We start from the raw sequence: 20,666 nt of genomic DNA, 5'->3' as shown, positions 1-20,666 counted from the left end.
TGGTAAAACTGAAATTCGCCTTAAAAAACCGAATAAAAATGCCATATACATACAAGCAGTAAAACGTCAATCATACGCCTGCGTTTTTCATCAATTAACTATTAAAAAAAGCAGGGATTCGCTACACTCTAGCCCATAAAATAAACCAATAGCCGGACACTCACATGCGCAAAAATTTCCCCGTCACTGATCATGAACGTTTTGTTGATCCAAGCAGTCCGATTGTAACCAAAACGGATTTGAAAGGACGGATCACCTACGTAAATCAGGCCTTTCTGGATATCAGCGGCTACACAAAAGACGAATTGCTGCATCAGGCACACAATATTGTGCGCCATCCTGACATGCCCCCCTCTGCCTTTGCAGACTTGTGGGTCACCGCCAAAGCCAACAGTCCGTGGCGCGGCATCGTCAAGAACCGCGCCAAAAACGGGGACTTTTACTGGGTAGAAGCCTACGTCAGCCCGATTACCGAAAACGGAAAAACCACTGGCTACGTATCTGTGCGTAACACGCCCAAACCGGAAGATGTCCGCCAGGCCGATGCCCTGTACAAAGCCGTCAATGCCGGTCAGGCCAGCCTGAGCGCCACCCCGATCAAGCAAGGCCTGCCCCTGTCACTGTACATGGTCATCTTCACCGTCATTATGCTGCTGGCCATTGCATCCATGGCCCTCCCGGTATCTGACAATATCCGTTATGGGGTAGCTGGCATCAGCGGTCTGGTGGTTGCAGGGCTAATGGCATGGCTCTATGGGCTGATTAGCAAGCCGATCAAGCAGGCCCAACTGGCCGTGCAGAAGATTAGCGAAAACGACCTGCGCGAGAACATCCAGATTTCCGGCTTCAGAGAAATGGCCGCGCTGCTGACCTCATTGCAGACCATGCGCATTAACCTGCGTGCAACGTTCTGCGATGTATTGCATGCAGCCAAGAATGTGCAGAAAGATGCAGAGCAACTGCGTGAACAAGCTGAAAAAATGGACCGCGAAACCGAGGTAGCCCTGGAAGGCATCAACCACATGACGGCATCGCTGGAAGAACTGAGCGGCTCGATTGCCGAGATCTCGGATGCCACCCAGTCCAGTGCGATGGAAGCTGAAAAAACGCAGACCATTGTCAATGACGGTCGCCAGCAGGTTGAAGCCTCTATCAAGGCAGTCAGTGAAGTGGTCAGCGTGGTGAATACCACGCACAATCAGATGGAAACCTTGCAGACAGCGGCCAACCAGATTGACCAGCTGACCACCACCATCAAGGAAATTGCCGATCAGACCAACCTGCTGGCACTCAATGCAGCCATTGAAGCCGCACGCGCAGGTGAACAAGGCCGGGGTTTTGCGGTTGTGGCTGACGAAGTCAGAAAACTGGCAGAGCGTACCGCCAATACCACAGTGGAAATCACTGCCACCATCAACCAGATCCAGAATGGCATTCACCATACCATCACTCACATTGGCGAAGTGGTCAATGCGGTAGAAAACAGCACCACGCTGATCCATGGCAACAAAGAGAGCCTGGAACACATCTCGGTAGCCAGTGACCAGGTAAGCACCAAAGCCAAAGAAATTGCCAGCATGCTGGCACACCAGTCCAGCACCTCTAACGAGATTGCCGTCAGCATGACCCGGATTAGCGACTTGTCAGCTACCAACATCCAGACGGGCACCCATATCAGCGTGGCTGCGCATGGACTGGAGAGCACATCTCAGGAGCTGAACGACCTGCTGGCTCACTTCAAGAAGTCGCTCTAAGCCCTTTATTAGTTTTTGCTTACCCCGCATGCAGACCTCTCTGCATGCGGGTTTATTTTTTTGATCTTCCCATCCCTGTTTTTTCTGCCTCACGCCCCCAAAATGCCAGCCAGCTGACGGTTATTGGTCTATACCTATTATTAGGACATTAAATAGTTTTTTGCAGACATGCATGGGCTCCGTGAGGCACGCACTTGACGTTTTTTTACAGTTTAGAAAACAAGGTTCTGACCATTTTCGCGACAGCGGCCATTGTCATTGCAGGATTGTGCGCTACCACATGGAAGCTGTCCGAAGATGCAGTCGATGCAAGCGTCATGGTGGCGCATACCCATGAAATCTTGAATCATATAGCCCAGGCACGGGCAAGCTCTTTGCAAATCGAACTCAGCACCCAAAATTATCGCATTACCGGCGACCCCGCCTTTATTCAGGAGCGGGACCTGTACATCCGCCACCGGGAAGACACGTTTCGCAAACTGCAACAGTTAGCCGCAGATAGCCCGCAACAGCAGCAACGCCTGCAACAACTGCGCCTGGTCATTGACCAGCGGCTGGCCATTTCCAATCGCGTGCAGCAGTTACGGGCAACCCAAGGTCTGGCCGCCGCCACCGCCTATGCCAATACCGCACCGCTAAAGGCCACGCGCGAGCGTCTTTACCGGCTCTTCCATGACATGGCGGCCGAAGAAAGCCGGCTCCTTAATCACCGGAACCAGCTCCAGCAATATAACCATCGCATCCTGATTACGGTTGCCACGCTGGTGGCACTATTTGTCTTCTTTGTACTGACCAGCACCTTTGTGGTCATGCGCAGGCAGTTGCGTGCCACCGAGGCCAGTCAGCGCGCCCTGGCAGACAGCGAAGAAAACCTGTCCACGACATTGCACTCGATTGGCGATGCCGTTCTGGCAACCGACACCCACTCTTGCATTACGCGCATGAACCCGGTGGCAGAGCGACTCACCGGCTGGCCATTTGCCGACGCCAAAGGTCGTCCGATAAGTGACGTTTTCAATATCATCCATGAAGAGACGCGCCAGCCAGCGCTCATTCCGGTAGAGGAGGTCTTGACCACCGGCAAAGCCCATGCCCTGGCCGGTGATACGGTCCTGATTGCCCGTGACGGCACTGAGTACCCGATATCGGATAGTGCATCCCCCATCTGCGACACCCGAGGTACATTGCGGGGGGTGGTACTGGTCTTCCGCGATACCACACTGGAACGCCAGGCACAGCGGGTGCTACTTGCCCAGAATGAACTGCTGGAACAACACGTCCGAGAACGTACTTCACAGTTGCAGGAAAGTGAAAGCCATCTGCGCAGTGTGGTCAGCAATGTACCTGCGCTTATCGCTTATGTAGATGCCAACCAGCGCTATGTCTATGTCAATGAGCAATATCGGGCCCGTTTTGCGCCAGACCGGGACAATCTGACCAACTGTACCGTCAGGGAGATACTGGGCGAGCAGCGTTATGCCATTGCATCTCCCTTGATTACCAATGCCCTGCAGGGCGAACCTCAAAGCTACGATTGGCAGCCGTTCCCCGATGTCTGGCAGGTCATTCATTACGCCCCCACCCGGGGGAGTAGCGGCAACGTAACGGGGTATTATGTGCTGGGCACTGACATTACCCCCCGTAAACACGCAGAAGAGAAAATCCAGGCACTGAATGCCCAGCTTGAACAGCACGTGCACGACCTGGAGCATCTGGGCAAAGGGTTGAAAACCCTCAGTGCCGGCAACCGGGCCATGCTGCGTGCCACCGATGAGCGAAACCTGCTGGACAGCATGTGCACCGCGATTGTCGAAGCCGGTGGCTACCACACGGCCGTGGTCTGGTACGCCCAGCAGGATAAGGAGAAAACACTCCGGGCCATGGCCGTGGCCGGTTACCCCGGAGACCTCGCCGGCCTGAATGCACTACAAACTACTTGGGCAGACAATGCGTTTGGCCAAGGAGCCGTTGCAAGGGCCATTCGGACCCGACAAACCTGCATTGCCCGGGATATCGTGCATGACCCCAACTACGCCGTCTGGGAGAACCGGTTATATGACTACGCCTCCGCCATCGCCTGCCCGCTGACGGTTGCTGGACAAATCATTGGGGCACTGGCAATTTACAGCACGGTCCCCGATACGTTTGGCCAGGATGAAAGCCTGTTGCTGACAGAATCTGCGGATGATCTGGCTTTCGGGATCGCCACCTTGCGCGTCAAGGCAGAGCAGCAAGACCATCTGAGCAGCCTGTACCGCCTGACTCACTTTGATACGCTGACAGGGTTACCCAACGAGACACAATTTACCGAAATCATTCAGGTCATGCTGGATGTCCCACACCCGTCTTTTGCCTTGCTGCAAGCCAATATCGAGAAGCTAAGCGACATCAACGATGCGCTGGGTTTTAGCCAGGGAGACCAGATGCTGTGCGAATTTGCGACCCGGCTATTGCATACCGTCCCCCCCACCGCCACCGTGGCGCGCCTGAGGGGCGATGAATTTGCCATTCTCTTGCCCGATAGCAGCAAGTCCTCGGTGGCCCATCTGCTGCACCAGCTGGAAAGCACGCTGTCGCGGCCCTTCGGGATAGAGGATATTTCATTTGATGTCTCTGCCCGGATTGGCGTCGTCATTTGCCCGGAGCACGGACGCTCTCCGCACGACCTGTACCGGCACATGGATATTGCGGTGCATCTTGCCAAAAAAACCGGCCGCAAGCATGTCATTTTTGACCCGGACAAAAGCCCGGATAATACCGGCAGGCTCACCATTGCCAGCGAACTGCGGCACGCCATCGAGAACGGGGACCTGCGGCTCTACCTGCAACCCAAAGTGGACATGCGCACCCGGCAAGTCTGTGGCGCAGAAGCGCTGGTGCGCTGGCAGCATGCCCAAAAAGGCCTGATTCCCCCTTATGAATTTATCGGGCTGGCGGAAGATACCGGCCTGATCAAGCCCCTGACCGAATGGGTGGTCGAAACGGCCATGAACCTTAATCTGGCCTGGTCAAAAGAGGATAAAGCCTTGCCGATTGCCGTCAACCTGTCGGCCATCAACCTGAGAGACAGCAAGTTGCTGGACCACATTTATGCCTTGCGCACGCGTCTTGGCATAGCCCCCGGGCTGTTTGAGATAGAGCTGACCGAAAGCACGGTCATGGAAGATGCAGAGTTTGCGCTACAGGTACTGCATCGCCTGAAAGATCAGGGCATTTCGCTGTATATCGATGATTTTGGCACCGGATATTCATCGCTCAGCTATTTGCAAAAACTGCCGGTTGAATACATCAAGATCGACCAGTCCTTTATTCGCAACATGGGCACCAGCAAGGATGCCGAACTGATTGTCCGCTCTACCATCGACCTGGTACATGAGCTAGGACACAAAGTGGTGGCCGAAGGTATCGAAACAGAAGAAAACTGGCAGCACCTGGCCCAGTTAGGATGTGATATCGCGCAGGGCTACTTGATTGCCCGCCCGATGGCATCCGGGGTGTTTCAGGACTGGCTAAGCCAGTATCAGCAGAGTATGGCGGATAGTTAGTGCCGCAGAGAACAATAAGAAACCGTCTGCCGCTGGATGCAGCAGACGGTCATCACACGGTTATGCCAGAGCAGCCTTCATGGACGCAGCCAACGGTGTAGTCGGACGGCCGATCAGCTGGCTGAGCTGATGCTGGTCGTCAAACAGCCCGCCTTTTGAGGCGCCGGTATCCGAATCCGCCAGCAAGTCCGCAATTGGCGCTGGCAAACCAGCTCCTTCCAGCGCAGCTTTGTAGTCAGCCTCCGGCATGTTCACGTACGGGATGGTTTTACCCGCCTGCTTGCTCAGTTCTGCGGCAAATTCAGCCAATGTATAAGACGTATCACCAGCCAGTTCGTACACCTTGCCCACCTGGTCATCCAGTGTCAGCACGACAGCAGCAGCCTCGGCATAGTCAGCCCGGGCAGCAGAGGCAATCCGGCCTTCAGCCGCACTACCAATAAACGCACCATGCTGGAGAGCTGGCGGAATGCTGGCCAGGTAATTCTCTGTATACCAACCGTTACGCAGCAGCACAAACGGTACCCCTGATTCTTTAAGCAAGGCTTCTGTGGCCTGATGCTCTGCGGCCAGACCAAGTGGCGAGCGGTCTGCATGCAGCAAGCTGGTATACGCCAGCAGCGACACGCCCGCCTGTTTGGCTGCCTGGATCACATGCTTGTGCTGCGCAGTCCGCTGCCCGAGTTCACTGGAAGAAATCAGCAATACCTTCTCGACACCCTGGAAAGCAGAAATCAGGCTATCGGGTTGTGTATAGTCCCCCTGGCGAACCTGCACGCCGGCCTGGGCCAGATCCGCTGCACGCGCAGGATTGCGCACTACGGCAATAATCTGCGAAGCAGGCATTTTGGCCAGCAGGGACTGGATAACAAGGCGGCCCAATTGGCCGGTAGCACCGGTAACAGCGATCATGGTTAAAAATTCCTTTGTATGTTGCGTAGAAGAAATGTCAGAATAACGCCATTACTTACATTTTGTAAGTACGCACCTAAAGGTTAGTATCATGAGCGTTCAGCAGCCGCAAACCCAATCTCTCTCTGCCCAATTGCTGCGCGGCAACCTGTTTGCCGAACAATGTCCCTCCCGCGAGGTGCTAAAGCACGTCACCAGCCGCTGGGGCGTCCTGGTACTGGTGGCCTTGCTGGGCGGCACGCTACGGTTCAGTGATTTGCGCCGCAAGGTCAGTGGCGTGAGCGAGAAAATGCTGGCCCAGACCCTGCAATGGCTGGAAGGAGACGGCTTTGTGCTACGCAAGTCTTACCCGGTAGTTCCGCCGCATGTCGAATACTCGCTGACCCCTTTGGGGCAGGACGTGGGCGTACGAGTGCAAGAACTGGCAGACTGGATCGAACATCATCTGCCCAGTATCTTGCAGGCCAGAGAGGAAATGAACCGGACAGACATTACCAAGTAGATTTGGCAGACAAACACAAGCCGGGGAGTCTTTGGAATACCTTTGAGAGGCACAACCGGACGCTCTGGTTCGTGCGTGCCCATCCTCCAGTATTGCCGCGGTACAACGATGTCGAAGACATCATCCATCTCCAATAGCTGCCCCGTCCCTGCCCTTGCGCCATCTGCGCACAGCATGGCCAGAAACACACCGGCCAGCCTGGAACAAACAGGTGCAGATTTGCAAACCTGCGTTTCTATCCGTACCAAAGCAGCCATGTAATGGTTACAATCATCCCGATTGCCAGGACGATGAGCCAACGATGTGTATCAACTACCTTACGCCCACACCACACCAGCTCCGGAGCCACTTCAGCGCGCGGTTTGATCATGACGCAGACTGGCCGGAAGAAGCCTGGCAAGACTATGCCGCGCCCATCATCCTGCCACACGGCATCGCCAAAACGGCCAGCTACGGCATGATCCCCAAAGCGCACCAGCCTGAAGGTGCCAGACTGTCTACCATGAATGCCCGGGCAGAAACACTGGGCGAGCGGCCAGCATACCGCTATGCATGGCAGCACACCCAGTTTTGCCTGGTACCGATGCTCGGTTTTTTTGAACCCTGCTACGAATCCGGGAAAGCAGAACGCTGGCAAATCGGCATGGCAGATGGCTCTCCCTTTGCCGTCGCAGGCTTGTGGCGGACATGGCAAACAGCCACCGGAGAACGCTCGCACGCCTTCACCCAGATCACCATCAATGCAGATGATCACCCCTTGATGAGACGCATGCACAAACCCGAGGATGAAAAGCGGTCTTTGGTGATTGTCCGGCCAGAAGAATACGATGCCTGGCTAACTTGCCAAAACACAGAAACCGCCAGAAGCTTTTTGAGAGCCTATCCAGGCGACAAAATGACAGCCTTTGCATCGCCCAAAGCGGCCAGGGTCTCGCAAAATTTGTCGCTTTTCTGAATCGGCAGAGAGATGCACGTATATGCAAAAGATTTCGCCGCCTTACAAATTGCAGGGGTATTTTGCCTTGATCGTTACCAAACAAAAAAGACCTACAACCTTTCGATTGTAAGTCTTTGATATGATTTTGGTCGGAGCGAGAGGATTCGAACCTCCGACCCCTTGCACCCCATGCAGGAATAAATAAATTTAATCCAATAAAATCAGTACCTTAAAAAAACCGCTTGTCACAACATTGCAGGTTAATGCTAGTCATTGCAACAACACTTACCGATAGCGTCCCGATGATTCAGAATCGCTCTAGGTGTCCTAGCAGCCTAAATAGCCTCACAATGATGTCAATCCGTACGACTCATCCATACCCAAACGACGTAACTCGCATAGCCCGCGCCTCGGTGTCGGTTATGATCGGATTTCAGACGTCTGGGTTAGTTCGGGAATTTCTGCAGATTAATACACTTGCGACCGCAAGTAATCTCATTCAGAACCACAGATCGGGATTCGTTTGATCAAAATAATACGCAGCCCATCTGGTTACAGCAGAAAATCACAGCATCGCACAATTATCAAGAATACTGGCAGCAGGTGACCACCATCACCGTTAGCCAGTACGACCCGGCTTTCTGAAAGCAGGCTGCAATAAAGGAGAGAGGCATGACCCCGTATGGAAATGAAGCCGTTGTTTCTGCCGATGTAATGGGAAACGACACATCCTCAGCGTTCAAGCGACGCTTTATGATCAGGATGATCCTTGTACTTACCGGCGGTACATTTCTGGATGGCTATATCCTCGGGATTGTCGGACCGGTAACAAGCCACATGACGGCCGAACTCGGCATCTCCCTGTTCTGGGAAGGCCTGATCGCTGCTGGCGCGCTGTTCGGCATTCTCATCGGCTCGCCGCTGGGCGGCTGGGCTGGCGACAAGTTTGGCCGTAAACCCTTGTTCATGCTCGATATCGGGTTGTTTGTGATTGCATCGGTCATGCAGGTTTTTACCAATTCGCCGCTAGAGCTGTTTGTGGTGCGACTACTGATGGGTATCGCCATCGGTGCCGAATACTCGGTAGGCTGGCCCATGCTGTCAGAATTTGCCCCTGCCCGGATCCGTGGGCAGCTCATGGGGCTGACCCTGATTGCCTGGTACGCCGGGTTCATGGTTGCCTTCGTGGTAGGCTATCTGTTGGACCATTATACGGGCATGAGCTGGCGAAACATTCTTGGCACCAGCACGTTTATCGCAGTGGCGTTATTCCTTGGTCGACTTGGCATGCCAGAGTCACCACGCTGGCTGTGGAGCAAAGGCCGGACCAAGGAAGCCCGCACCATAGCACGCAGGTATATGGAAAGTGCTTCTGACATGGCTGACATGGAAAAGGAAACTACGCAAGCAAACGGCAGCTTCCGGATGCTATTCTCCCGCCAGTATTGGCGCTCTACCCTGTTTGTATCACTGTTCTTTTTCTGTGTTGTGACACCATACTTTGCCATCGCTACATTTGCCGATAGTGTTTTGCAGACGTTTGGACTGGGTGGAGGCCTCGCCGGTGGTGTCGGGCTATCGGCAGTTGCGCTGGCCGGTAGCGTGCTCACGGTAGTGCTGATAGACAAAGCGGGTCGTCGGGTGCTTACAGTACCTCCGCAGTGGATCATCACGATCATCCTCGCCATTCTGGGGCTATGGGCTAATGCGCCGGGGATGGTCGTGCTGGGTCTGTTCCTGGTATTTTCATTCTTTAATGCCGGTTGCGGCACACTGACCTGTATCTACCCGGGGGAGGTATTCCCCACCGAAATCCGTGGCATCGGGACCGGCTTTGCCGCGGCTTTCAGCCGGATCGGTGCAGGACTCGGCACATTCCTGATGCCTTGGTGCATGACCAATCTTGGGCGTTCACAAACGATCCTCATCGCCGCCGGCATTGCCGCTATCGGCGCCGCCATCTCACAATGGCTGGCCCCGGAAACCAAGGGCAAGAGTCTCAGTGAAACGGCTACCGGGTTTTCGCACTAACAAGGTCCACAGCAGAGACTGGTTATCCGGGATGGGGTGGCTTTTAAAAAGCATTTAAAATGCCACAATAACCTGAGCCTACCCTAAATCTAGGCATTGGTTTTGTTGATCTTTTGTGCCCTGCTAAGCCCCTACCATGGCACAAAGCCTGACGTAGTCAGCCTCCGATACCTGAATATCCTTCTCTGCAGAAGCCTATTGGGCGGCCCGCTGGCGCTGGCCCGGAATATGAACATTGAAATCTTCATTCAGCCGCTGGGTATGCGCTGTGAGTCGATGACAAAAATCTGGAGAAAACAAAGCCGGACAAATGCCAATAATCGTGAGACCGACACCCGGAGATGCTCTCCCGGACAGAAAGTCAGGTGCATCCAGTGACCAGTTGGCACCCGACAAGGCAGCCAGTATTTCTACCATCAAGGCAATATTGCCGCCTTTCATGCCGCCAAATGGCAGTAATGACCCCATCAATGCCTTGGCGGGGTCATTGGTTGCCTGCCCTTTGTCATCCATTGCCCAGCCGGCGGGTATATTCTCCCCTTTGGCAGCTGCCGCGCGAATACTGACAAATGCGGTTGCACTGGATGCCTGGTCAATCAGCACGATCTCGTTATTGTCCAGTGGGGCTGCAAATGCAAACGGGTTTGTCCCATATACGGGTTTGGTGGCACCTCCAGCCGCGAGTAATGCAGGCGAATTACCAAACGCCAGCGCAATGAGACCTTGTTTGGCCAGACGTTCTGCAAAATAGCCTAGCTCGCCACAGGTGTACGCATTTTTCTGGCTAAAGATGGTGATGCCCGATTGGCGGGCCGATGTGACGAGTTGTTCAAATGCCAGGTCAAAACCTAGCTGGGCGATGCCGCCTTTGGCATCAGACATGACAATCATTGGCGTCGGGTAACTCAGCACGGGCGCAGCAAACCCATCGATACGCCCCTGTTGGATCGCCTCCAGATAATCAAAGAAATGCGCAATCCCGACCGGGTGCTTGCCCCTGAGCTCTGCTGCAATAATGGCTTTGGCGAGTGACTCGGCCATCGCAATAGCTGCGCCACTGGCGATTGCCGCACGGGTACACAGTACCGTCGCTTCATGTACAGCCAGCGTCAGCATGTCTTGTTTTATCCTGTCTAAAAACGCCGAAGAAGTTGAAGTGCTTTTTCAGCAATACAGATAAAAAAACCGACAACCAGTAAGGGGAGGCCTTACCCATTGTCGGTGGCTCAAGTGGAGAGAGCTTATTTACGGCCTAACCAAACTGCAAACTTCTGGTTAAGGGCATCGCCATTGTCTGCCCAGAACAAGGTATCAACAGCCAATGCACCTTTTTGATTCTGTGGTGCTGTTGGCAAATACTTGGCAATCTTTTTGTCCAGCAAAGGAATGGAAGACTTGCGGATTGGCCCGTATGCGGTTTCATTTGCAAAGATGGCCAGTGCTTCTGGCGTGGTAGATGCCTTGATAAAGGCTTTTGCATCGGCCACATTTTTGGAGCCTTTCACAATCGCAAAACCTTCTACGTTCTGCAATTGGCCATCCCACATGAATTCAAACGGTTTGTTGTCTTTGGTAATGGCAGAATAAATACGGTTATTGTAGGCAGAGGTCATGACCACTTCACCATCTGACAGTAACTGGGGCGGTTGTGCACCGGCTTCCCACCATACAATGGAAGCCTTGATGGTATCGAGCTTCTTGAAGGCACGATCCACACCGGCAGACGTAGACAGTGTTTTGTAAACCTGGCCGGCAGGTACGCCATCTGCAATCAGCGCCCATTCCAGTGCGCCTTCAGGGGATTTTCTCAAGGCCCGTTTGCCCGGAAAATTCTTCAGGTCAAAGAAATCGGCCACTTTTGTAGGTGCCTTGGCAAGTTTGCTTTTGTTAAATGCCAATGAGGTGGACCAGGAAATATTACCGGCCATGCACGTATTCAACCCGCCTGGCAAGAAATCATTTTTAGGACTGACCCCTTTTGGACCTGCAGCCAGATCTTTTTCCGGGTCGATCTTTTCCAGCAGGCCTTCATCACATGCACGAATGATGTCGCTCAGCTGCATATCGACAACATCCCATGTCACATTCTTGGTTTGTACCTGACCACGGATTTGCGCAATCCCGCCGTTGTAGGTATCTACCTTAATTTTGGTACCCGTCTTTTCTGCAAACGGTTTTACGGCCAGCTTTTCTTGTGCTTCTTGGTATGAACCACCCCAAGATGTAAAAGTTAGCTCACCAGCTTGCGCTGCACATGCCGCTACCAAACCGGCAGACAACGCGATCGACATAGTACTTCTATTTAGTTTCATGACTCTTCTCCTATAAAATGAAACTATGAATGAAGGACGCACCAGAAAAGCATTGGAAATAAACTCTCGTCTTGCCATCACCATATCTGCGGTAGTTTGCTGGATCTGGCGTTATGGCCTGAAATTCATTTCAAGACGTTGGAGTGAGCGTAGTTCAACTTGCGCAACAAACAGGAGAAGCCAACACTTTCTTATGTTTTTCATCAGACTTGGTTATGTTAAAGAAGGCACCCTTCAGCCCTGAGATGCTGCCAATCAGGATTCCCGTTTAACCATCACAGGAAAAGCCCGCATACATCATGAAACCCTCCTTGCATACAAAAGGTTACCGGCGGTTGCTGCCCTCACTCACGGCACTGGTAGAATTTGAGGCGGCAGCCAGGCTATCGAGCTTTACAAAGGCAGGACACGAGCTGGGTGTGACGCAGAGCGCTGTCAGTAGACAGATCAAGACACTGGAAGAACAGCTGGGGGTAGATCTTTTTCACCGGAAGTATCGAAGCATTCAGCTCACAGAAGCGGGCAAAGAACTGAACAAAGTGGTGACGTCAGCACTTCAGAAAATTGCCGGTTTCTTTGACAAGCTTGCCTTGGAGCCTGATGAGGGAGAAGTGGTACTTGGAACGACAGCTGCGTTTTCTCACTTTCACCTGTTGCCCAGATTATCCCAGCTAAAAAATGAGCACCCCGAGATTAATCTGCGCCTTGCCACCCAGATGTTTACGTCCGAGTTGCACCCGGATGATGTGAATCTGTTTGTCAGATATGGCGATGGCGTCTGGCCAGATGGCAAGTCATTCTTTTTATTTGACGAGGAAGTTTTTCCGGTTTGCTCTCCTTCCTGGTTAAACAATCACCCCCATATCACCAGCCTTGAGCAATTATCAAAATCCGCGCTCATCGAATATGACTCGACACTGGAAGGATGGCTGGGCTGGCATCAGTGGTTTGAACTGAATCACTTTCAGGCACCAAAGCTGAGATATTCATTACGCTGCAGCCTATACACGGATGCCATTCAGGCAGCCTTGCATGGACAAGGCGTGGTGCTTGGCTGGGGCCGCTTGCTGGAGGATTTTCTGTCGACCGGCAAGCTGGTGCGGGTAACTCCCCATACGGCCAAAATGGATGAAAGTTACTATCTGGTTCTGCCAAACGGGCAGCAAATAACACAAGCGGTTCATGATGTCATGAGCTGGCTGAAAAACGAATGACACGGCTTCATTTAGCTCTCGCATGACTTCAAGGAATGCCACTGGAAAATAAAGCGCGTTGACGGAAAATTTCCCCAATCCTAATAATGTTTGCGTGATGAAACACATCATTTTCGCATTTACTTAGGAGAGAGGAACATGTCAAAGATGAAGAGCCATGCCGAGTTGCTGCGTAGCAGAGTGCCAGGGCACAGCATGCCAAGCGAGCTATTTAGCCGTCAGGATGTATTTGAAAATGACGTGGATGTCTTTTTCCACAAACACTGGATCCTGGTTGGTGTCAGTGCAGATGTTCCAGAACCCGGTGATGTCTGTACCGTCGATATTGGCAAGTCATCCGTGATCATCGTTCGTGACGATGACAATGAAATCCGCACCTTCCGAAATGTCTGCCGGCATCGCGGTGCCCGAATCAAAGAGGCTGGCAAAGCAACGGTTGGCAAACTGGTGTGTCCTTACCACCAATGGACTTATGAGCTAACGGGCGACTTGTTGCACGCCACTCAGATGGGCAAGGATTTTGATCACAAGTGCAAGGGGTTAAAGAGCGTTCACACCAAAGTGGTTGGAGGTCTGATTTTTATCTGTCTGGCCAATGAGGCACCTGCCGATATTGCAGCACTGGAAGAAACCATGTTGCCACGCTTGGCCCCCTACCAACTCGACAATACCAAAATCGCGTATGAAGCAGAGATTATCGAGAACGGCAACTGGAAACTGGTCATGGAAAATAACCGCGAGTGTTATCACTGCGCAGGTACTCATCCAGAGCTAACCACCACCTTCCTGGCTGAAGACTTTGGCTACTGCGAAGAAGAACTGAATGAAGAGGGACAAAAGTCCCTGGCCGACTATCGCAAAAAGAATGCAGATTATCAGGCAAGTTGGGAAAAAGACGGTTTGATCTGTGAGCCAGTCGAAAAACTGACGCCCGATGTGGCAACCTTGTTCAGAACCCAGCGGCTGGTGATGGCGGGCCATGGGGAGAGCCAGACACCAGATACCAAGGTTGCCTGTACCAAACTACTGGGGAATGGCACCCGCAAAGACCAGGGCGACACCCATCTGTGGACGCATAGCGGCTGGAACCATGTCATGAGTGATCATGCGGTGGTCTCATACCTGATTCCGCTGACACCAGACAAGACCCTGGTCAGAACCAAATGGCTAGTGCATGCCGATGCGGTGGAAGGGGTAGATTACGATGTCAAGAATTTGACGTCTGTCTGGATGGCCACCAATGCACAAGATGCTGCGCTAGTGGCCATCAACCACAGTGGTACCCAGGACCCTGGCTATGAACCAGGCCCTTACTCCAGGTTTTCAGAACAATATGTAGATGGGTTCGTGAACTGGTATACCGGGCGCCTGGAAGCGCACAACATTTGATATTGAACATGAACCAGCTAGTGAATACACACTTGGCTGCCACCGGGTCAACGTCGGTTGACCCGGTTTCACAGGCAGCAACATGGGAAATGAAGGCAACTTCATCCAGTCATCCAGGCAAAAGGTTGCTCATTTGCCGTTCGGTCAAAGCAGAAACACATGATGTAAAAACATTTACATTCAGCACCATCGATTATGAGAAGTTCTATTTCGAACCAGGGCAGTTTCTGACCCTGGAACTGGATATGGAGGGAGAAAAGGTTTCCAGGTGTTATACCATTTCGTCTCCTCCCACCAAGCCACATACCATCGCTATTACCGTGAAAAGGGTACCCGGGGGGCGAGTTTCCAACTGGTTGCATGATCACCTCCAGCCAAATAGCCTACTGACGGCGTTCGATCCGGCTGGTGCATTTACGCCAGTGGGTCACCGGACAGCGAAGATGCTATTTCTGTCTGCAGGGTCTGGCATCACGCCGGTCATGTCGATGGCGAGAACGTATGCTGATCTGGGCATCCATCAAGATATCGTGTTTGTACATAATGCCCGGAGCCCTGACGATATTATATTTCATCAGGAACTGACCAGGTTGGCCGGTGAGAACCCCCATTTCCGTCTCGTCACCCTCTGTGACAACGTGAGCAACAATTCAGCATATCAAGGCCTGACCGGGCGACTGGACGCGCAAGTACTACAGAAAAACATACCGGACTTTACCGAGCGGGAAGTCTTTGTGTGCGGTCCGGCCGGTTATATGGATTACGTCAAAAAACTGCTCCTGGAGCACGGTTTTCCCGAAGCGCACTATCATCAGGAGAGTTTCTCACTGGAGAGTGCCGTACCGACCGAAGCCGCCATCAGCGGAGATATCTGTGTTGTCGAATTAATCAAATCTGGCAGGGTGATCAAAGTCAATCAGGCAGAAAACCTGATGGCCAGCCTGAAAGCCCAAGGGGTCCCTGTCCCCTCTTCCTGCGGTCAAGGAGTCTGCGGAACCTGCAAAACCAGGGTGGTAAGCGGACAAGTAGAAATGAAGCACCAAGGTGGTATCCGTCAACGGGAAATCGACAAGGGGTACTGTTTGCTCTGCTGTAGCAAACCATCCGGGCAGCTGGTGCAGCTCGAACTATAATCTAAAAATCCATCAGTGATGCATGACAAACCAAAAGTGCCCGCACAGTTTAACTGTCGGGCACTTTTTCATGGAGAGATAACGGTTGGTACGTCAGTCCCAAAAAGCGACAGGCACCACAACCAGTAACAGCATGCTATCCAAAAGAAAATAGCGAGTCCTCATCAATGCCCAGAATGCCGGCAATCTCTTTGGAAATTTGTCGGGATGCGACTTCAGAGACGATTTCTTTGACGTAGCTCGGGATTTTCTGCAGTTCTTCCTTCCGCCAAAGCATATAAAAACTCCGCTCCAGCGGGGGGCAAGGCTTGCCCAGTGACCGAATCCGGTTCAAAGGAATCACGGTGACGTTTTCCAAGTGGTGCCTGGACTGCCACAAGCATAGTGGCGTAATCATGGCCCACCCCAACCCGGCGGCTACCAGACTCAGCAACGGGTCGGTCGCATCAAATTCAAAATTTCGCTCGATCTCTACCCCCAGACCGTCCAGATATGCCTGAATCTGTGCACCAATCACGGAACGGGAGCTATAGCGAATAAACTGCAAACGATGGGATAGTTGAATCAGGTTCTCGACCGGCTGTAGCGGAAAATCTTTGGGAAAAACGGCGAAATAAGATTCACTGAATAATTTCTGGCGGCTGATACCAGCTCGCTTGGTTGAGCCTTCGGTAGTAATGGCAATATCCAGCAAGCGGTTATTCATCTGCTCATCCAGTACCGGGGTAATACCCGACCAGAGCGTGATCTTGAGCGATGAATTCGATAGACCTTTGACGAGCTGCGGGCCAATGGTCGCAGCAAAGGAATCTACACAGCCAATCTTGACGGTGGTTCCTTTAGCACGCATGACGTTTCTTGCATTGCTGATCAGCTGGCTGGCATGCTCGATCAGCAAACCGGCATCCTGATACAGACGCATGCCCGCCGGCGTTGGCCGGGCAGGACGGAATGACCGGTCCAGCAGGGGTACGCCAATAATTTCTTCCAGCGCCCGCACATGCTGTGATACAGCCGCCTGGGATACCCGCAACTGAATGGCAGCTTTAGAAACCGACTCTAGCTCGACAACCGTAACCCAGGTCTGGAGTAAATCAAGTGGCGGACATGTATTCATTGCAAGACCAGCATCAAGGGTGATTCTCCAGTTTAGCATAAGGAAAGGCCATGCTTGGCATGGCCCTCTCCTTACAGGGTCTCAGACAAAATCATCAATTGGGTGTTGCCACCCGATGCACTCGCATTAATCGATACCACCCGTTCTTTAACATACGGATGCACATTGAAGTAGTCGTTACTACATTCAAATACCGGGCAACCTTCGTTTCTCAGGCTACTGACTAGACCCGAGTCAACCTTGTCGCTGGCCATATAGAGTGCAGCATCTATTTTGCTGTAGTTAACCGATGCTTCGTTCACATTATCAATCAGTACCAGATCAGACGACTTCAGCACCCCGGCCACAGATTCGGATAGCGAGCCTTTCTTGATAAATACTTTGTTCCCGAATGCAAAGGCACACAGGATAAGCCCCATCTGATTAGCCTCATTGGAACCCAGCACCAGCACATTGCCCCGCGGCATAAATTCCAGCGTATTTTCTTCCCCTGTCAACGATGGAAGAACAATCGGCATGGAACTGTCCACCAGATGGTATAGCTTGGCAATCAATTGCGACAAATACTGGCGGAACTCGTTATTAAAGCCGATATACTTCAACGAGAACTGGTACAGATCATTCAGCCGCGATTTGCGGGACTCGGCATTGTCCAGCAGTTTGGTCAGCCGAGCGGTCAGTTTGGCATTTTCATCCACAAACGGCATCTCGTAGTATTTATCATTGTTGATCAGCGCAGGACGCTGGAAGCAGGCATCCGTAGCCCATTCGGAACGCTTGAAACGTCCAAATGTCGAGATAGCCAGTGGGCCGTTATAGCTTGGCCCGGTGCAATACCTGCCCGCCCCTCCGCTAAGCTGCATGCCGGAAACACGACGGGAGATGTTCCGATTGACAAAGATCGACCCAGCCGTTGATCGGGACAAGATCTGCCCTACCGTTTCGTTGATCCTGGTATGCACACAAATGCTGTTCGCGTGCAGGGAGGTATCAAGCACGGCTAGCAGCTGATCCAGCTGGTCTGCCTCCCACCGGACTACATGGACGATCGGCGCACGCAGCGTGAGATCCGCATTCTTCAAGTCAGTCATGGTCCCCAAATCGACAATGCCCGGGTTGCAGAAATTACCATTGAGTGAAGACTTATCAAAACGTTTGGCCTGATACACCTTGAAGCGCAGTTTTTTCAGATGCTCAATATAACGGTCATATTCTTCTGCCAGGTCAGCCTGCGCTACGGGACCAATATCGGTAGACACTTTTCCGGAATGATTAATGGTACGCTCATTCAGCATGCTGCTGAGCATGGAGATAATGCTGTCTGCCGTGTCGGACTGGATGCACAGCAGCTTCAATGCATTCGGGTGCTGACCGGCAAAGTCAAAGGCAGAAACCATGACATCCGAAATGACTTGTTCTGGCAGTGCGGTGCTGTCCACAATCATGGCATTGGTGCCGGGAACAAAGGTTTGAACCAGCTTTGGCCCATTGCTCTGCGCTAATTGCGCACTCAGGCGGGAAAGCGCCACTTTACTAAGCGCATTGGCCACAATCACGTCTGTACGGAGCGTCTGAATGACCTTGGTGATATCCTCCTCATTGACGCAAGCAACCGCCACGGTGGTACGTGCCGCAGGCGACAAGGAAAACAGCTCGGCCGTGAGATGATTCACCAATGGCATCAAGCGGGGCACAGAGAGCAATAGCACCTTGGTATTGGACAAGAAGGCGCGCATCAAATCTGCAAACAGTGCACCTGCCTCGAACAATTCAGACCAGATGATCGTCACGGCATCTTTTGATTGTTCTGCAGCAAGCTGCACATCCGTAGACGCCTGAGTCGCATGCAAACGAAGAATGTTGATGACTTCCCTGACCTCGATGGCTGCATCACTGAGGGTTCTGCCAAAGTCATGTACCAGTATGGTGCCAAGGAATACGGCATTAGATTCAAGCACATCGGCCAGCTTGGCAATCAGCTCGGCTTTGGTGGCCAGCGCCATTTTTTCAAAACCGGCATCTGCAATGAAGCTGTTAAGGCGGATGCCGACAGCCTCCACGGGGACCATGTCTACTTGGTAAGCAAGCTGATTGAAGTCATTGGGTGCACGGAAAGCAAGGGTTGTGCTTGCCGCATGATTCCCACCATCACTCAAACGACGCGTCTCGCTGGTCAGCTTTTTCAATGCATCTGCAAATGCCTGGGTCGAGAAGTCCAGCGGATTGGCATTTTTCCGGCCAGGCAGGATATTGGGGGGCATCACGATTTTTGGATGCGGATAGCCTTTGGTTCTTTTGGCTTTCTCTACCGGATCGGCAACGATCTCTGCAATCGATACCGCCGGGTCCACAATCTGGTTTACAAATGATGAGTTGGCACCATTTTCCAGCAAACGTCTGACCAGATACGCCAAGAGTGTTTCATGCGGGCCAACAGGGGCATAGATGCGGCATGCCTTGCCAAGCTTGTCTTTGCCTACTACCTGGTCGTAGACGCTTTCGCCCATGCCGTGCAAGCACTGGAACTCGAACTGTTTGCCGCTGCCCAGACAATAGACGGCGGCAATGCTGAATGCATTGTGAGTGGCAAACTGCGGGAACACGGCGTCTTGTGCTTGCAGCAGCGCCCGGGCACACGCGATGTAACTGACATCCGAGTGTACTTTACGGGTAAAGACCGGATAGTTGGTAGTACCTTCACTCTGGCAACGCTTGATTTCAGAGTCCCAGTAAGCACCTTTCACCAGTCGTACCAGAATCTTGCGTCTGGATTCCCGCGCCAATGCAATAATGAAGTCCACCACGGCACGGCCACGCTTATGATAGGCCTGTAACGAAATGCCCAAACCATCCCAGCCAGCCAGGCTCGGCTCTTTGGCCAGTCGTTCCAACATTTCCAGCGTCAGGTCAAAACGTGCGACTTCTTCCTGGTCCAGATGGAAACCGATATTGCATTGCTTGGCCAATTGGGCCAGTTGCAGCAGCTTGGGGTACATTTCCTGAATGACCCGTTCATGCTGCATCACTTCATAACGAGGGTGCAAACCAGAGATTTTTACCGACACACCAGGCCCGTCAATCGGACCTTGCCCGCCCCCCGCTTTACCGATTTCCTCGATCGCATGGTAGTAATCTTTGAAATAGCGGTCGGCATCTTCTACCGTAAGCGCAGCTTCACCCAGCATATCATAAGAATATTTATAGCCACGCTCCTCGCGCTTGCTGGCTACCTTGATGGCTTCCTCAATCGACTGGCCAGTAACAAACTGATTACCCAGCAGCTTCATGGCATAGGCCACACCGGCACGAACGGCCGCTTCGCCGCCTTTCCGGATCACGCTGGTCAGTGCTTCTGACAGTTTGGCGTGATCATTCTTTTTGAGCAGCTTACCGGTCACCAGCAAGCCCCAAGCGGTGGCATTCACAAACAGCGATGGGGATTTCCCCAGATGGGACTTCCAGTCCCCATCGACAATCTTGTCTCGAATGAGCTTGTTACGGGTGCCGGTATCAGGGATGCGCAACATGGCTTCCGCCAGACACATCAGGGCAATACCTTCTTTACTATCCAGAGAGAACTCTTGTGTCAGCAGATCAATGCCACCCGCTGTAGTACGTGCTTCCCGGACCCCCTCGGCCAACTTGGTTGCGAGTAACTGAATTTCCGTGATCTCATCTGCAGAGAACTCTGCTTCTTGCATCAGCCGGTTGATAACCAGTTCTTCTTCCTGGGTATTGTCGAATGCTATTTTTCCTTTGAGCAAGTTAAGCTCTTCACCGTTACTCATCGCTGAAATTGTCATGATAATTCCTTAATAAA

13 protein-coding genes are annotated in these 20,666 nt (G+C 52.6%); 8 read left to right on the top strand and 5 right to left on the bottom strand.

Annotated elements, in window-relative coordinates; genetic code table 11:
• Positions 1–164 precede the first annotated feature (164 nt).
• Positions 165–1,754, top strand: coding sequence for a methyl-accepting chemotaxis protein (locus tag F552_RS0105980; protein WP_018150822.1), 1,590 nt, complete (start codon positions 165–167; stop codon positions 1,752–1,754).
• 194 nt (positions 1,755–1,948) lie between these two features.
• On the top strand, positions 1,949–5,299 hold the full coding sequence (locus F552_RS0105975) for an EAL domain-containing protein (protein ID WP_018150821.1): 3,351 nt from the start codon (positions 1,949–1,951) through the stop codon (positions 5,297–5,299).
• A 60-nt stretch (positions 5,300–5,359) separates the two neighbouring features.
• Here F552_RS0105975 and F552_RS0105970 read toward each other — a convergent pair whose 3' ends face one another.
• Positions 5,360–6,211, bottom strand: a complete 852-nt coding sequence (locus F552_RS0105970; protein WP_018150820.1) for an SDR family oxidoreductase — start codon at positions 6,209–6,211, stop codon at positions 5,360–5,362.
• A 91-nt stretch (positions 6,212–6,302) separates the two neighbouring features.
• Here F552_RS0105970 and F552_RS0105965 point away from each other — a divergent pair, with 91 nt between their 5' ends.
• The 3 genes from F552_RS0105965 (at position 6,303) to F552_RS0105950 (ending at position 9,681) form a co-directional block, all read left to right on the top strand.
• Positions 6,303–6,713 (top strand): winged helix-turn-helix transcriptional regulator, encoded by a 411-nt coding sequence (locus F552_RS0105965; RefSeq protein ID WP_018150819.1) that lies wholly within the window; start codon positions 6,303–6,305, stop codon positions 6,711–6,713.
• A 301-nt stretch (positions 6,714–7,014) separates the two neighbouring features.
• A complete protein-coding gene (locus F552_RS0105960) occupies positions 7,015–7,668 on the top strand; it encodes an SOS response-associated peptidase (protein WP_018150818.1) in 654 nt (217 codons plus the stop codon).
• Between the two features lie 735 nt (positions 7,669–8,403).
• Entirely contained in the window at positions 8,404–9,681 is a 1,278-nt protein-coding gene (locus F552_RS0105950) for an MFS transporter (protein ID WP_245546661.1), read from the top strand.
• A 195-nt stretch (positions 9,682–9,876) separates the two neighbouring features.
• Here F552_RS0105950 and F552_RS19805 read toward each other — a convergent pair whose 3' ends face one another.
• Together F552_RS19805 and F552_RS0105940 are read right to left on the bottom strand one after the other, a co-directional pair.
• Positions 9,877–10,797, bottom strand: coding sequence for an Ldh family oxidoreductase (locus F552_RS19805; protein WP_018150816.1), 921 nt, complete (start codon positions 10,795–10,797; stop codon positions 9,877–9,879).
• A 125-nt stretch (positions 10,798–10,922) separates the two neighbouring features.
• On the bottom strand, positions 10,923–11,993 hold the full coding sequence (locus tag F552_RS0105940) for an ABC transporter substrate-binding protein (protein ID WP_026182431.1): 1,071 nt from the start codon (positions 11,991–11,993) through the stop codon (positions 10,923–10,925).
• Positions 11,994–12,292: 299 nt separating this feature from the next.
• Between F552_RS0105940 and F552_RS0105935 the strand changes: the two genes are divergently transcribed.
• The 3 genes from F552_RS0105935 to F552_RS0105925 all read left to right on the top strand — a co-directional run bounded on the left by F552_RS0105935 (position 12,293) and on the right by F552_RS0105925 (position 15,729).
• Positions 12,293–13,207, top strand: a complete 915-nt coding sequence (locus F552_RS0105935) for a LysR substrate-binding domain-containing protein (RefSeq protein WP_018150814.1) — start codon at positions 12,293–12,295, stop codon at positions 13,205–13,207.
• Positions 13,208–13,345: 138 nt separating this feature from the next.
• A complete protein-coding gene (locus tag F552_RS0105930; protein WP_026182430.1) occupies positions 13,346–14,596 on the top strand; it encodes an aromatic ring-hydroxylating oxygenase subunit alpha in 1,251 nt (416 codons plus the stop codon).
• A gap of 8 nt (positions 14,597–14,604) precedes the next feature.
• The gene (locus F552_RS0105925) at positions 14,605–15,729 is read left to right on the top strand and encodes an FAD-binding oxidoreductase (RefSeq protein ID WP_156802237.1); all 1,125 of its coding nucleotides are present in this window, start codon (positions 14,605–14,607) and stop codon (positions 15,727–15,729) included.
• A 136-nt stretch (positions 15,730–15,865) separates the two neighbouring features.
• On the opposite strand, the gene F552_RS0105920 is transcribed toward F552_RS0105925, so the two are convergent.
• Both F552_RS0105920 and F552_RS0105915 read right to left on the bottom strand, forming a co-directional pair.
• Positions 15,866–16,846: a LysR family transcriptional regulator gene (locus F552_RS0105920; RefSeq protein ID WP_018150811.1), complete on the bottom strand. Its 981-nt coding sequence runs from the start codon at positions 16,844–16,846 to the stop codon at positions 15,866–15,868.
• A gap of 71 nt (positions 16,847–16,917) precedes the next feature.
• Positions 16,918–20,649 (bottom strand): proline dehydrogenase family protein, encoded by a 3,732-nt coding sequence (locus F552_RS0105915; protein ID WP_033374872.1) that lies wholly within the window; start codon positions 20,647–20,649, stop codon positions 16,918–16,920.
• Positions 20,650–20,666: the final 17 nt, after the last annotated feature.

This window comes from Leeia oryzae DSM 17879 (assembly GCF_000376945.1).
Classification (GTDB): Bacteria; Pseudomonadota; Gammaproteobacteria; order Burkholderiales; family Leeiaceae; genus Leeia; species Leeia oryzae.
The sequence above is the reverse complement of the archived record's forward strand: the minus strand, read 5'-3'. Positions and strand labels throughout refer to the sequence as shown.

Bases quoted from the DNA above. Each gene is read 5' to 3' on its own strand.
- F552_RS0105935 (WP_018150814.1), top strand. From the start codon at position 12,293: ATGAAACCCTCCTTGCATACAAAAGGTTACCGGCGGTTGCTGCCCTCA.
- F552_RS0105920 (WP_018150811.1), bottom strand. From the start codon at position 16,846: ATGAATACATGTCCGCCACTTGATTTACTCCAGACCTGGGTTACGGTT.
- F552_RS0105965 (WP_018150819.1), top strand. From the start codon at position 6,303: ATGAGCGTTCAGCAGCCGCAAACCCAATCTCTCTCTGCCCAATTGCTG.
- F552_RS0105930 (WP_026182430.1), top strand. From the start codon at position 13,346: ATGTCAAAGATGAAGAGCCATGCCGAGTTGCTGCGTAGCAGAGTGCCA.
- F552_RS0105970 (WP_018150820.1), bottom strand. From the start codon at position 6,211: ATGATCGCTGTTACCGGTGCTACCGGCCAATTGGGCCGCCTTGTTATC.
- F552_RS0105960 (WP_018150818.1), top strand. From the start codon at position 7,015: ATGTGTATCAACTACCTTACGCCCACACCACACCAGCTCCGGAGCCAC.
- F552_RS0105925 (WP_156802237.1), top strand. From the start codon at position 14,605: ATGAACCAGCTAGTGAATACACACTTGGCTGCCACCGGGTCAACGTCG.
- F552_RS19805 (WP_018150816.1), bottom strand. From the start codon at position 10,797: ATGCTGACGCTGGCTGTACATGAAGCGACGGTACTGTGTACCCGTGCG.
- F552_RS0105980 (WP_018150822.1), top strand. From the start codon at position 165: ATGCGCAAAAATTTCCCCGTCACTGATCATGAACGTTTTGTTGATCCA.
- F552_RS0105950 (WP_245546661.1), top strand. From the start codon at position 8,404: ATGATCAGGATGATCCTTGTACTTACCGGCGGTACATTTCTGGATGGC.
- F552_RS0105915 (WP_033374872.1), bottom strand. From the start codon at position 20,649: ATGACAATTTCAGCGATGAGTAACGGTGAAGAGCTTAACTTGCTCAAA.
- F552_RS0105940 (WP_026182431.1), bottom strand. From the start codon at position 11,993: ATGAAACTAAATAGAAGTACTATGTCGATCGCGTTGTCTGCCGGTTTG.